Raw genomic sequence first — 13604 nt, 5'->3', positions numbered from 1 at the left:
TCACACTCCCTGTACTACGAGGACGGTGCTGTCGAGTGCGACAGCACCGGTGACGGTGTCGACCGAATGCACCACCGCTGTTGCTTGGGCCTCCGCCTCGGCAAGCCGGTCGAGCGCGTCCGCCAGCCGCACGGCGCCGTTGGCCAAGCCGGGGTAGAGGCCCGCGGTCGACCCCCAGCGATTGATGCGGTCCGTTGCGAGCCCGTCCAGCCCGAGGGCGCCCAACAGCGGGCGGTACATGCTGGCTGTCGGTGCGGTGAACTCCAGCAGATCGATCTCCTCTGCCGGGGCGGTGATGCCTGCATTCCGGTATGCAGTGGTCGCGGCGTGTCTCGTCGAGGCACCGACGTCGGTGAGCCATTCCGTGCCGTGGACGTATCCACCGGTACCCCGTCCGAAACCGGTGATCACGGCATTGCGGCCCTGTAGGCGCGCCGCCCGGGCAGGTGAGGCAAGCACTACCGCAACGGCACCGGTGCCGTATGCCGGCAGCATCAGTTCGGTCAGCGCACCGTTTGCGGGATCGGCGGAGAGCACGTCGGCGCCGGTGACACGTGCCCGGCGAACCGACCGGAAATGCCCCACCGACTTGTTGATCTCCCCCGCCGCGATATCGGCCAACTCGGTGATTTCCACGTCGTGTTCGAGCGCCCAGGCCGTGTGCAGCGCGTACGTCGCCTCGGCCGTGAGGCCGACGGGGCGCGCGAAGTGCGGGTCGAAGGCCAGATTCGAGATCTGCTCGAGGAACGCGCGCCGCTGGGCGCCGCGGCTGGTGGACTCGGGATTGTAGACACCGACGGCGACGGCGACCTCGACATCTCCCGAGGAGATCGCCTCTGCGGCCGCGAGAATCGCGGTCCCGGAGTCGGATTCGAGCCGATACGAGTCTTGGAGGTAACCACCGGACGCCGAGTTCGTCAGACCTGAGGAAATGCTTCGGCCGTCGTAGATGTCCATCGAGGCGGTCACCGTGAGTCCGATGTCCTGCTTGCGCAGCGCCGCCTCGCCGAGGGCGCGGGACACGACGTCGTAGACAAGTTCGTCGAGGACGGCGTCGTGTTCGGGGACGAACGGCGTGCAGGCGAGACCGACGACGGCCACTGGCGCCGCTCGACCTCCCGCTGATCCGGTCACTGTCATGTAGTCGATCCTTCCGAGAGTGAAATGAGGGGAGGTTCCGGACCGGATCAGTCGAGGAATCGATAAACCACGGTGGCCACGCACGCCGGCTTCGCGGAGCCCTCGCACTCGACTGCCGCGGAGATGGCGACCTGGACCCCCGCGGGAACCTTGTCCACTGCGGTGATGGTGGAGGACAGCCTGATCCGCGAGTCGGCGGGCACGGGGGAGGGGAAGCGGACCTTCTCGAGGCCGTAGTTGACCACCGAGGACGCCCCGGGAACCGACAGGGCGTCGGCGACCAACGGGCCTATCAGCGACAGTGTCAGGTAGCCGTGCGCGATGGTGCCGCCGAATGGCCCGGTCTTCGCCCGCTCGGCGTCGACGTGGATCCACTGGTGATCACCGGTGGCGTCGGCGAAGGTGTCGATGCTCTGCTGATCGACGACCACCCAGTCCGTGGTGGGCAACGCGGTTCCCACCGCGTTCACCAGGTCGTCCGGGGTGGCGAAGACCGCCGGCGATGTTGTCATTGTTCGCTCCGATCCGTTGTCTCGCTCGACGACGGTAATGAGAACGAGCGGGTACGGGTGTCGCAGTCTGCGCCACATGGAGGTGTGTCAGAGCGCGACATCCGACCGCTCCGGATCCGTGTGAGAGTCGGGCAGACATCGTTGACAGAAGGATTCGAGCCGTATGACTGACACGACCACCGCCGCCGCGGTCTCCGCCGGCGATCCCGTCACTGAGGACGGGCTGCCCACCTACGTGGCTGACTTCCTGTCCATGCACGATCCGGCTGCCACACCCCGGATCGATTTCCTTCGTGCCCGGTTCGATGCAGGCCTGGCATGGGTGCAGTACCCGATCGGCTGCGGTGGCCTCGGCCTCGACGCCGCCGCACAGTCGATCGTCGACGCAGCACTGGAGGCCGTCGCGGCTCCGGACAACGCGCCGCACCGTAACGTCATCGGCCTCGGCATGGCAGCGCCGACGATTCTCGCTCACGGCACACCGGAACAGCAGCGCCAATGGCTGCGGCCGCTGTGGACGGGCGAAGAGATCTGGTGCCAGCTGTTCAGTGAACCCGCAGCGGGCTCGGACCTGGCGTCGCTGGGAACCAAAGCGGTACCCGACGGCACGGATTGGGTCGTCAACGGGCAGAAGGTCTGGACATCGCTGGCCCACGAGGCGAGCTGGGCTCTGCTGATCGCCCGCACCGATCCCTCCGTGCCCAAGCACCGCGGCCTGACGTACTTCGTCTGCGACATGCGCTCGCCTGGTGTCGATGTCCGTGCACTGCGGCAGTTGACAGGCGAAGCGGAGTTCAACGAGGTCTTCCTCGACAACGTCCGGGTGCCGGATGACAATCGGCTCGGCGAGATCGGCGCCGGATGGAAGGTCACCCAATCGACGCTGATGAACGAGCGCGTCGCCATCGGCGCCGGGGCCGCACCACGCGAAGGTGGACCGATAGGCTTCCTCGCCGACCTGTGGCGGCGTGAGGACACCCATCGCACGATCGGATCCTTCGACAAGCTGGTGCAGCTGTGGGTCGAAGCCGAGACGATGCGCCTGACCACCGAACGCCTTCGTCAGCAGGCGGTGGCAGGAACCCCGGGCCCCGAAGGGTCCGGGTCCAAGCTTGCCTACTCGCTACTCGCGCAACGAGTGTCGAGCCTCGAACTCGACATTCTCGGTGACCGAGGACTCCGGTTCGACGACTGGAGCTTCCGTCGCCCAAACCTCGACGACGAACGCAACCGCCCCGCCGGATACCGATTCCTGCGCACCAAGGGCAACTCGATCGAGGGTGGCACCTCGGAGATCATGCGCAACATCATCTCCGAACGAATCCTCGGCCTGCCTGCAGAAAGCCGCACCGACACCACCATCCCCTGGAACGAGCTGCCCCGATGACCACCGGCATTGAACGTCCTTCTACCGACCTGCTCTACTCCGAGCAGGAAGAGTTCCTTCGCGAGACCGTCCGGGACGTCTTGAACAAGGCCTGTGACTGGACCTCAGTTCTTGCCCTCACCGAGTCCGAGAGCGCGATCGACCGCTCGCTGTGGCGCACGCTCGCCGCAGAGGTCGGCGGCGCCGCGCTGGCCCTGCCCGAGGACATCGGCGGCGCCGGCGCGAGTTGGCGTGAGACCGCCGTGGTACTCGAGGAACTGGGCCGCTCGATCGCCCCGGTGCCGTACCTGGGTAGTTCCGTCATCGCCACCGTCTACGCGCAAGAGATCGGGGCCGGCGACCTCCTCGCGAGCCTAGCCGCCGGTGAGACGATCGCGGCCGTCGCGGTTTCTGCCGGCTCACCGTGGTTCCGATCTCTCCCACAGGTTGTCACGGCCTCCGATTCCACCCTGACCGGAACCGTCTCGACGGTGGCAGATGCCGCCGCAGCGGACACCCTGCTCGTACCCGTCGGTGAGGACACGTACCTGGTCGACCCGGCCGCAGCCGGTGTCCGGTGCACCCAGGTGGTATCGCTCGACGAGACCCGGCCGCTGGTCGACATCGAGTTCAGTGCGGCACCAGCCCAGCGCCTCGAAGGCACCCAGTCGGCCGGTGCCGCGACCGCGGCAGCCCTGCGCGCGGGCACCGCGCTGCTCGCATCCGAACAACTCGGTCTCGCCGAACACTGCCTCACCGCCACGGTCGAATACCTCGGTGTTCGACGCCAGTTCGGGCGGGCTCTCGGGTCGTACCAGGCACTCAAGCACCGCCTGGCCGACCTGTGGGTCCAGATCAACCAGGCCCGGGCGGCAGCCCGGTACGCCGCGGACTGCCTCGCCGCGGGCAGCGACGATCTCGCCGTCGCGGCCGCCGTCGCCCACTCGTGGGCCTCCGAGGTCGCCGTGCACGCAGCGGAGGAGTACGTGCAACTGCACGGCGGTATCGGGTTCACCTGGGAGCATCCCGCCCACCTCTACCTCAAGCGCGCCAAGAGTTCGACCCTGATGTTCGGCGGTCCGGACATCCACCGCACCCACCTCGCGGGTCTGGTCAACCTTCCGCTTCCGACGCTGGAGAACATCTGATGACCGATCTGACCGGGCGCGTTGCCGTGGTGACAGGCGGAAACGGGGGCATCGGGCTGGGCTTGGCCGAAGGCCTCGCGGCCGCCGGTGCCGACGTCGCGATCTGGGCGCGCAACGTCGAACGTAGCGCCGCCGCCGTCGATGCCCTGCGCGGGCGCGGCGTCCGCGCGCATGCCATTGCCTGTGACATCGGCAGCGAAGACGACGTGCGGCGTGCCGTCGCCGACACCGTCGAGACGATGGGCCGGATCGACATCCTGATGGCCAACGCGGGGATCGCCGACGACAAGCCGTACCTCGAGACCTCGTTGGACGACTGGCAGCGGGTCATCCGTACCAACCTCGACGGCACATTCCTCACGACCCGGGAAGTGGGCCGCTACCTTGTCGATCGAGGCGAGGGCGGCGCGATGGTCATCGTGTCGTCGACGATCACCCGCTACGGCGGGGCGGGCCAGGCCGCATACGCGGCCAGCAAATCCGGGGTGAGCGCTGTCGGCCGCACCCTCGCCGTGGAGTTCGCCCGGCACAGGATTCGCTGCAACATCCTCATTCCCGGCTGGGTGGCGACCCCGATGAACGAGTACCTGCGGGAGAACGAGCGGTTCGTGGACGCGACCACGAAGAGGACACCCGTCCGGCGGTGGGCTACTCCTGATGAATTCCATTCCGTAGCAGCATTTCTCGCTGACCCCACCCTGACATTCCACACCGGAAACGAAGTCGTCGTCGACGGCGGATACACCATCTTCTGATCATCGGCGCAAGGAGCCCATCGAATGAACCTGACCTGTGACTTCTCAACCAGGACCGTGCTCGTCACCGGAGCAGCCCAAGGCATCGGCAAGGCGATTGCCGAGTTCTTCCGTACTGCCGGGGCACGCGTCGCGGTCGCCGACCGCGACGCCACCGAACTGGAGAAGGCGTGGGGCTCGCCGTCGCAGACCGTGCTCCCGGTGGCCATGGACGTGGCCGATCCGGCATCGGTAGCGTCAGGCGTCGGCATCATCGTCGACACCTGGGGGTCGGTGGACGTGGCGGTCAACAACGCCGGAATCGCCCGCGACTCGGTGGTGTGGAAGCTGACCGACGATCAGTGGAAGGCCGTACTCGACGTCCACCTCGGCGGAACCTTCAACGTCACCCGTGCGGTGGTGCCCCACATGCGGAAGTCCGGCTTCGGCCGGATCGTCAACGTCACGTCCTACACGGGCATGCACGGCAACGTCGGGCAGGCGAACTACGCGGCCGCCAAGGGTGGCATCATCGCCTTCACCAAGACCGTCGCCAAGGAGACCGCACGATTCGGCATCACGGCGAACGCGATCTCGCCGAACGCCGCGACGGCGATGGTGGCGGCGATCCCGGCCGAGCGCCTCGCCGAGATGACGGAGACGGTGCCGCTCGGGCGGTTCGCAGACCCCTCCGAGATGGCTGCCGCTGTCGCGTTCCTGGCATCGGAGGAAGCGAGCTACATCACCGGGGTGGTGCTGCCCGTCGACGGTGGCGTGTCGATGTAGCCGATCTGGGCCGACAGCACGAATCGGGGTGGCGGGGAGCAGTAATGCTCACCTGCCACCCCGATTCGTGCTGTGAGCGAGAGGTTGCCGTCAGTCGCCGACCGCTGGGGGGATCTCGAGCAGGTGCCCCATCCGGTCCCTCTTGGTGCGCAGGTAGGCCACGTTCTCCGGTGTGGTGTGCACCGGCAGTTGCACCCGTTCGGCGATCTCGAGGCCGTAGCCGTCGAGGCCGGTGTACTTCTCGGGGTTGTTGGTGATCAGACGCATTCGGCGCACACCGAGGTCGACGAGAATCTCCGCGCCGACGCGGTAGTCGCGGCTGTCGACGGGCAGACCCAGAGCCTCGTTGGCCTCGACCGTGTCGGCGCCGTTCTCCTGCAAGGTGTAGGCGCGGAGCTTGTGACCGAGTCCGATCCCGCGGCCCTCGTGCCCGCGGAGATACACCAGCACGCCGACTCCTTCCGCGGCGATGCGCCGCAGCGACTCGCGGAACTGGACGCCGCAGTCGCAGCGCAGCGATCCGGCGAGGTCTCCGGTGAGGCATTCGCTGTGGACCCGGACGAGTACGCCGGCCGGGTTGCTCGTGTATGCGGTCAGATCACCGACCGTCAGCGCGAGATGCTCGGTTCCGTCGGCGGTGGCCCGGTACGCGTGGGCCCGAAAGTGACCGAACTCGGTGGGCAGTTCGGCACTGCCGGTCGCGATGACGGACGATTCCCGCTCACGCCGGTAGCGAACCAGGTCGGTGATGGTGATCTTGGTGAGCTGGTGTTCGTCGACGAAGTCGTCGAGCGACCGGCCGGCGCGCATGGCGCCGGAGTCCTCGACGATCTCGCCGATCACACCGACCGTCGGAAGTCCCGCCAGGGTCAGCAGGTCGACAGCCGCTTCGGTGTGTCCGGCGCGTTCGAGGACGCCGCCGGCCCGGGCGACGAGTGGGAACACGTGACCGGGTCGGCGCAGGTCCGCGGTGTGGCAATCGGGGTCGGCGAGGGCGCGGAGGGTTCGGGCGCGGTCGACTGCCGACACACCCGTCGTGGTACCGACGTGGTCGACGGTGATCGTGAACGCTGTGCTGTGACAATCGGTGTTGTTTCCGACCATCTGGGGCAGGTGCAGTCTGTCGGCGCGCGCCGTGGACATCGGAGCGCAGAGGATGCCGGTGCTGTGGCGCACCATGAACGCGACCTGGTCTTCGGTGATGGTTGCCGCGCAGCCGATGAGATCACCTTCGTTCTCACGGCCTGGGTCGTCGACCACGACCACCAGCCGTCCGGCGCGAAGGTCTGCCAGTGCCGTCTCGATCGTCGATGTGGTCACGGTGATCTCCTTCTCGGGCATGGGGTTACAGGGTCTCGGGTCAGTTCCGGCCGGAGCGTGGGGCGGGGGTGAAGGTGCGGTCGAAGTAGACGACCGGGGCCGGGTCGCCGAGTCCGACCGACACGACCTCGCCGACGAGGATCGTGTGGTCGCCTCCTGGGTAGCGCGCGTGTGCCCGGCACTCGAGGACCACCGGGGCATCGGCGAGGTGCGGGAGCCCTGAGGTGTGCGGGGTGAAGTCGTCTCCGGCGAATTTGTCGGCGCCTCGGGTCGCGAACCGCCGGGCGATCGATTCGTGCTCCATCCCGGCGATGTGGACCAGCCAGGTGTCCGCGCGTTCGAAGCTTTCGTGACACTCCGCGCCGGTGGCCAGGCAAACGAGGACCAACTGCGGATCCATCGACACCGAGCAGAATGAGCTCGCGGTGAAGCCCCGCTGGTGACCCTGTTCATCGACCGTGGTGACGATGGTGACGCCGCTGGGAAACCGCGCCATCGCCTCTCGGAAGTTGGGGGCGTCGGCCGTGATGTCGGCGGTCATGGTGGGCCTCGATTCGTAGTGCAGGTGGTGACAGGGGTCACTGTATGGAGCGCAGAGCGGCGGGGTTGTCGCAGATCGGGACAGCGCGGCGACCGATGCCGGCTGCGGCGGTGCACATCGCGACATCCGAATCCGCGCGGATCTGCCGCAGCACTGTTGACGCGATGTCAGTAGCTTGTCATCATGGACGTGTTGCACCTCACAGCCTGGGCAGGTCTGTGGTGGGCGACGCCGGAAATGCATGTGCCGCGTGCTCTCGGGCCCCGGCCATGACGAAAGGACACCCGCCTTGTCACTCGACGACCGCACCCGTACCTTGCTGCACGAGCGTGAGCTCTTCCTTGAAGGTGCGGACCCGACCCAACGGGGTATCGTCCGCAAGGAGATCGCACAGTCCTGGAAACGTTCCCTGATGTACGGCCTCGAACCGGAGCGTTCGCGACCCACCTTTCGTCCGGACTCGCAGTCCTCGGAACAACTGCTGTCCGTGGCGGTTCCGGTGATCGAATCCAAGCGCGGTGCCCTCGTCGATTCGTCGAGCAGCCTGACAGTGACGGATGCGAGCGGTTGGGTTGTCGCGCGGTGGGTCGAGGACAGCCGCTTCTCCCGACGCCTGGACCGGCACGACGTGCTTCCCGGGTACTCCTTCGCCGAGACCACGGTGGGTACCAACAGCGGCGGCATGGTCCTCGAAACCGGGCGTCCCGCGCTCGTCGCCGGTCCCGAACACTTCTTCGAGGAGTCGCTGCAGCTCACCTGCGCCGGCGCACCGATCCACCATCCGGTCACCAAACGACTGATCGGAACGCTGAATCTGACCTGCCGGTACAGCGACACCAACCCGATCATGTTGTCGTGGGTGTGCGAGGTCGCTACCCAGATCACGCAGGCGCTCGCCACCTCGGCCACCCGCCGCGAACAGCTTCTGTTCGAGGCATTCCTCGCTGATAACCGCGACAGCCGACACGCCGTGATCTGTCTCGACGAGCAGACCATCATCAGCAACGCCGCGGCCGCCCGAATCCTCGGACCATCCGATCAGGCGATCCTGTGGGAACACGCTGCCCGGGCTCTGCGATCCGATACCGATACCGATGCGGCTCTCCAGAAGACGGTGTCGCTCGCAGACGGCGCCGCGGTGGGCGTCGACGTGGTGCCGGTGACCGACGGCCCCGCCACCGTCGGTGCTCTGCTTCGACTCAAGGTCGCCAGTCACCCGTCACGCGGCGGTAATGCGCCCGAACCCGCGCCCGTGCTCGGTGAGCTCGTCGGAAACTCGCCTGCGTGGCGTGCGATGTGTCACGCGGTCACCGACGCCGGAAACCGTGCACTGCTATTGACCGGCCAGCCCGGCGTCGGAAAGTTTGCGGTTGCGCGTGCGTTGGCCGACGAGCCCGACACCGCCGTGGTCGATGCCCTGACGCAGTCGCCCACGAGCGTGGTGGACTGGGGCACCCGAATCGCCGATGCCATCGATCGGACTCCGTCGCTGCTGATTCTCCGGCGCATCGACGCCCTCGATCCCGACGACCTGCGCGAAACCGCAACCGCGGTTGCCCGCGCCCGCGCCCGGCAGATCCGAGTCGTGGCAACCACGGGCGCCCCGACCACCGCGCTCCCGCAACTGGTGGAATGGTTCGATCGAGTCGTCGAGGTTCCCTCGCTCGCAGACCGTGCGGGCGATCTTCCGCTGCTGCTCGAAGCGGTCAGTAGGCGCTACAGCCCGCCGAACCAGAGGATCCACTGGATGCCCGACGCGGTCCAAGCCCTCGGCCGCATCGACTGGGATCGCAATGTCGCCGGACTTGATGCACTCGTGCGTGAACTCGTCGCAGGCCGCAGCCGCCGGTACATCGGAGCGCAGGACCTGCCGATCGAGCACCGCGTACAGGCGTCCCGCCGGCAGCTACAGGGTCTCGAACAGATGGAGGCGAAGGCGATCATGAATGCGCTCCGCGACGCAGGCGGGAACAAGCGCCTCGCCTCGGATCGGCTCGGGATCGCGCGATCCACGCTGTACCGGAAGGTTCGATCACTCGGTATCGACATCGACTCCGCCAATTTCTGACGGGACGGTCCGGGCGGTGGCGCAGGTTGCGACATCCACCACCCGGCTTCGAGACACACAATCGATCCATGGTGTCTCATTCCACAGAAACTCAACCCGCCGCGTCGCTACCGCTCATCGCCGATGAAGAGGAAACCCTCCTGCGGGAGACGGTCGCCCGCATCGTCGCCAAGTACGGTCACGGCTATTTCCAGAAGTGTTCGGCCACCGGGGAACCGATGCAGGACCTCTGGGACGAGCTCGGTCGCAACGGCTACCTCGGCCTCAACATCGCAGAGGAGTACGGCGGCAGCGGCGCCGGCCTGACCCAGCAGGCGATCGTCAGCGAAGAGCTGGCGGCGGGCGGCTGCCCGGAGCTGGCCATGGTGCTCTCCCAGGGCATCGCGGGCAGCGTGTTCGGACGGCACGGAACCGAGGAACAGAAGCGGCAGTATCTTCCCGGGATCGCGAGTGGCGAGAAGAAATTCGTCTTCGCGCTGACCGAGCCGGACGCCGGATCGAACTCGCACAACGTCTCGACCACCGCGATCCGCGACGGCGACGATTACATCGTCAAGGGCACCAAGTACTACATCTCGGGTGTCGACCACTGTGATCACTTCCTCCTCGTCGCCCGTACCGGGACCGACGAGAAGACCGGCCGCGGCCGGCTGACGTTGTTCGTCGTCGATCCGGATGTCGAGGGGCTGACCCGCGAGCTCATTCCGACGGCCCTGTCCGCGCCCGAACGCCAGTTCACCCTTTTCTTCGACAACGTGCGTATCCCTGCCGAACGGGTGGTCGGCGAAGTCGACAAGGGCTTGGTGCCGCTGTTCGACGGTCTGAACCCCGAGCGGGTACTGAGTGCAGTGATCTGTACCGGTATCGCCCGCTACGCCATCGACAAGGCGTGCCGCTACGTCAAGGAACGGACCGTGTGGGGCACGACCCCGATCGGCAGCTATCAGTCCGTCCAGCACCCCCTGGCGGCCGCCAAGATCGAGCTCGAGGCAGCCCGCGGCATGACGTGGAAGGCGGCCGCGCTCTACGACGCCGGCCTGCCCGCCGGGGAAGCGGCGAACATGGCCAAGTACCTCGCATCCAAGGTCGGGCACCATGCCCTCGACACTGCCATCCAGGTCCATGGTGGCAACGGTTTGGCGCTCGAGTACGGACTCGCCGACCTGTGGTCGATCGTGCGTCTGCAGCAGATCGCGCCGGTGTCCTCGGAGATGGTGCTCAACCACATCGCCCAGCACACCCTCGGTTTGCCCCGCTCCTACTGATTCACGAAAGGCATCACCCGATGACTATTGCAGTCAAGGAGCTGGACCCCGGCCTGGTCGGCCGGCAGCTGCCCGGAGACACCACCACCATCTCGCGGCATCAGTCCGCGATCACCGATCACGCGCTCCACGCGGCCGCTGACCGTGACGCGGGCGAGAGCGCTCACTCGATCTGGTTCCTCATCATCGCGTTGCGTGGCATGGGCATCAGCGTCGACGAGTTGTGCGCACTGGCAGACAAGCGAGACACCGACACCCTGCTGTTCGGGACCTGCGGTATCGACCAGATCCAGCCGCTGGCGGTGGGTCACACCTATCGGACGACCGCCTCGATCGACCGCATCGATCGGCGCACCACCAGGGACGGATCGATCCTCGACAGCCTTACCGTGACGGTGACCCTGTTCGACACCTCCGCACCGACCGACCCCGTCGGCGTGGTGACAAGTGTCTACCTGTTCAAGAGAGGGCAGAACTGATGTCCACCAGCGAGATTACGCCCGGCTACACGATCCCGCCGTTCGTCGTGGACCCGGTCGACGGTGAACACATCCGGCAGATCGCACTGATCCTCGACGACCCCAACCCCATCCACTTCGACCTGGACGCGGTCGCCGCCGCAGGTATGGGTGACCGGGAAATCAATCAGGGCGGTTCGACGATGGCGTACATCATCGACATGATCACCTCCTGGGCAGGCACCCGGTCCGCCCTCCGGCGGATCAAGTGCCGATTCCGCGACAACGTCCGCGCCGGTGATGCAGTCACCGCCGGCGGGACGGTGCTCGAACTGACCGGTGGCGGCGACAACCGCCGCGCGCTGTGCGAGGTCTGGGTCGACCGAGGCGACGGCACACGCGTCATCGACGGAACAGTCGTGGTCGCCATTCCCGAAGAGTGATTCGCCGCAACGGCATTCGCAAACTGAAGGAGGGTGGTGCACACCGTGCACCACCCTCCTTCAGGGCTTGGTGAAAACGTCTGGGTTCAGCGGAACATCCGCTTGAGCTCCGGTTTGTTGATCTTGTTGTTCCCGGTTCGCGGCAGCGCGGGGACCATCTCGATCCGTCGAGGTCGTGAGAGACCTCTCAGGTCGGGATGGTGCTGACAGAACTCGGCGATATCGGCCACCGTCACTCCCTCGCGGGACGCGACGACGATCGCTGTCACCTGTTCGACCCACCGCTCGTGCGGTGTTCCGATTACGGCAACTTCAGCGACGTCCGGGGAGGAGGCCAGGTAGTTCTCCACCATCTGCGGATAGACGTTCTCGCCGCCGCTGATGATCATGTCGTCGATCCGCTCGACGTATTCGAGCTGTCCGTCGGGCCGAACCCTCATCAGGTCACCCGTTCGGAACCAGCCATCGGTGAACCGCTCCGCATCGGCGTCGGGTCGCTTCCAGTAGCCCGGCGTCACCGCATCACCACGCACCTGCAGTTCCCCGATCTCGGCGCTGCTCTCGGCGACGCGCTGCTGGGTGGTCGGGTCGACCAACTGCCACTGCACGACCTGTTCGAGTGGCCGGCCCAAACAGACCGGCAGCGGGTTCTCCCCGATTCGTTCGCACGCCGCCAACCCGTTCTGCTCGGTTTGGCCGTAGATGTTGATCACCGAGCCGATCCCGGTTGCCTCCCGGAACCGTCGCAGCGGGCCCTCCGGAAGCCCCGATCCACCGACCGCGCAGATTCGCACACTAGGTAGCTGCACCGGTTCCGCGCCACTCATACGGTTGGCAACATCGATTGCCATGGTCGGGACCAGCGCCACATAGCTTGGTGACCAACTCCGCGCCAAATCGACCCACCCGATCGGATCCCATTTCGACATCAGCGTGACCGACCCGCCAGCGACGAGGACAGGAAGGGAAATCAGTTGCAGACCGCCGACATGGAACAGGGGAGTGCACACGAGTGCGCTGTCATCGGCGTTCAAGTCGAAGATGTCAATCGTGGCGTCGACAGCGGCCCCTGTAGTCCGATGAGTTTGCCGAACACCCTTCGGGATTCCGGTCGAACCGCTGGTGTACATCAGGAGTGCTTCGTCTCCGTCGAGCCGAGGCGCAATCTCGTCCCGCTCGGGTAGCGTCGTCACGTCGTGCCACGTCCAGGTCGCGCCGGCGGTGGCGGCGTTCGGCCCTACCGCCAGGATCCGCTCCGCGCCGCCCAACCCGTCGCACACGTCCTGGATCAGCTCGACCTCGCTGTCGGCAACCACGATCAGTGTGGGATCGGAGTCTTCGACAGCGTGCCGTAGGGGTCCCCGCGGGACGGACAGGTTGTACGGCACCGCAATCGCGCCCGCCATCCAGGTCCCGAGGAGAAAGCAGAAGGACTCGAGCCGGTTGGAGGCGTAGACCCCGACACGATCGCCAGGCACCACGCCGACGGAGTCGAGAAACGCCGAGAACTGCCGGGAGACGGCGACGAACTGCTCGAACGTCAGCTCATCACCACCGAATCGGACTGCGACCGCGTCGGGTCGGCGCGCTGCGACGCGGACGAGGACGTTGGAAAGGTTCACGTGCATCCTTCGTCAGAAGTAAAGGTCCGGAAGCCGACCGGCACGCAAGTCGCCGAAATCAGCCTGTGGTGTAGAAGTACACCCCCGTTCGCGGCCCGAGGATGTCGCAATCGAATACACCCGCCGGGCACTGTCGCGAAACGCGACAACCCCGGCCCCATCTCAGCACAGAGAATGTGTCGTACGACACAACATCTGTAC

13 protein-coding genes are annotated in these 13604 nt (G+C 66.5%); 8 read left to right on the top strand and 5 right to left on the bottom strand.

All coding sequences use genetic code 11. The features are described 5' to 3' along the window. Entirely contained in the window at nucleotides 1-1140 is a 1140-nt protein-coding gene (locus GO592_RS35520; RefSeq protein ID WP_039952424.1) for a hypothetical protein, read from the bottom strand. A 47-nt stretch (nucleotides 1141-1187) separates the two neighbouring features. After that, a complete protein-coding gene (locus GO592_RS35515; protein ID WP_007299600.1) occupies nucleotides 1188-1652 on the bottom strand; it encodes a MaoC family dehydratase in 465 nt (154 codons plus the stop codon). Nucleotides 1653-1815: 163 nt separating this feature from the next. Between GO592_RS35515 and GO592_RS35510 the strand changes: the two genes are divergently transcribed. The 4 genes from GO592_RS35510 to fabG are packed head-to-tail and all read left to right on the top strand — an operon-like array spanning nucleotide 1816 to nucleotide 5686. Beyond that, a complete protein-coding gene (locus GO592_RS35510) occupies nucleotides 1816-3039 on the top strand; it encodes an acyl-CoA dehydrogenase family protein (RefSeq protein ID WP_007299601.1) in 1224 nt (407 codons plus the stop codon). After that, nucleotides 3036-4166 (top strand): acyl-CoA dehydrogenase family protein, encoded by a 1131-nt coding sequence (locus GO592_RS35505; RefSeq protein ID WP_007299602.1) that lies wholly within the window; start codon nucleotides 3036-3038, stop codon nucleotides 4164-4166. Before GO592_RS35510 ends, GO592_RS35505 begins: the two co-directional genes overlap by 4 nt. After that, complete coding sequence (locus GO592_RS35500) at nucleotides 4166-4921, top strand: SDR family NAD(P)-dependent oxidoreductase (protein WP_007299603.1); 756 nt, start codon at nucleotides 4166-4168, stop codon at nucleotides 4919-4921. Before GO592_RS35505 ends, GO592_RS35500 begins: the two co-directional genes overlap by 1 nt. A gap of 24 nt (nucleotides 4922-4945) precedes the next feature. Next, nucleotides 4946-5686, top strand: a complete 741-nt coding sequence (gene fabG / locus GO592_RS35495) for a 3-oxoacyl-ACP reductase FabG (RefSeq protein WP_007299604.1) — start codon at nucleotides 4946-4948, stop codon at nucleotides 5684-5686. 90 nt (nucleotides 5687-5776) lie between these two features. Here the strand turns inward: fabG and GO592_RS35490 are convergent, their stop codons facing one another. Together GO592_RS35490 and GO592_RS35485 are read right to left on the bottom strand one after the other, a co-directional pair. Next, a complete protein-coding gene (locus GO592_RS35490) occupies nucleotides 5777-7027 on the bottom strand; it encodes a bifunctional 3,4-dihydroxy-2-butanone-4-phosphate synthase/GTP cyclohydrolase II (protein WP_007299605.1) in 1251 nt (416 codons plus the stop codon). A gap of 19 nt (nucleotides 7028-7046) precedes the next feature. Then, nucleotides 7047-7547, bottom strand: a complete 501-nt coding sequence (locus GO592_RS35485) for a flavin reductase family protein (protein WP_007299606.1) — start codon at nucleotides 7545-7547, stop codon at nucleotides 7047-7049. 289 nt (nucleotides 7548-7836) lie between these two features. Between GO592_RS35485 and GO592_RS35480 the strand changes: the two genes are divergently transcribed. From GO592_RS35480 to GO592_RS35465, 4 genes are all read left to right on the top strand, one after another. Next, nucleotides 7837-9615: a sigma-54-dependent Fis family transcriptional regulator gene (locus GO592_RS35480; protein WP_007299607.1), complete on the top strand. Its 1779-nt coding sequence runs from the start codon at nucleotides 7837-7839 to the stop codon at nucleotides 9613-9615. 68 nt (nucleotides 9616-9683) lie between these two features. Then, on the top strand, nucleotides 9684-10880 hold the full coding sequence (locus GO592_RS35475) for an acyl-CoA dehydrogenase family protein (protein WP_007299608.1): 1197 nt from the start codon (nucleotides 9684-9686) through the stop codon (nucleotides 10878-10880). A 20-nt stretch (nucleotides 10881-10900) separates the two neighbouring features. Next, entirely contained in the window at nucleotides 10901-11359 is a 459-nt protein-coding gene (locus GO592_RS35470; protein WP_007299609.1) for a hypothetical protein, read from the top strand. Next, a complete protein-coding gene (locus tag GO592_RS35465; protein WP_007299610.1) occupies nucleotides 11359-11781 on the top strand; it encodes a MaoC family dehydratase in 423 nt (140 codons plus the stop codon). Before GO592_RS35470 ends, GO592_RS35465 begins: the two co-directional genes overlap by 1 nt. An 86-nt stretch (nucleotides 11782-11867) precedes the next feature. Here GO592_RS35465 and GO592_RS35460 read toward each other — a convergent pair whose 3' ends face one another. Next, entirely contained in the window at nucleotides 11868-13403 is a 1536-nt protein-coding gene (locus GO592_RS35460) for a class I adenylate-forming enzyme family protein (protein WP_007299611.1), read from the bottom strand. Nucleotides 13404-13604: the final 201 nt, after the last annotated feature.

Origin of the sequence: Rhodococcus sp. 21391 (genome assembly GCF_016772255.1) — a bacterium.
In the GTDB taxonomy this organism is placed as follows: Bacteria; Actinomycetota; Actinomycetes; order Mycobacteriales; family Mycobacteriaceae; genus Rhodococcus_F; species Rhodococcus_F opacus.
This window is presented reverse-complemented; position numbering and strand designations above follow the sequence as displayed.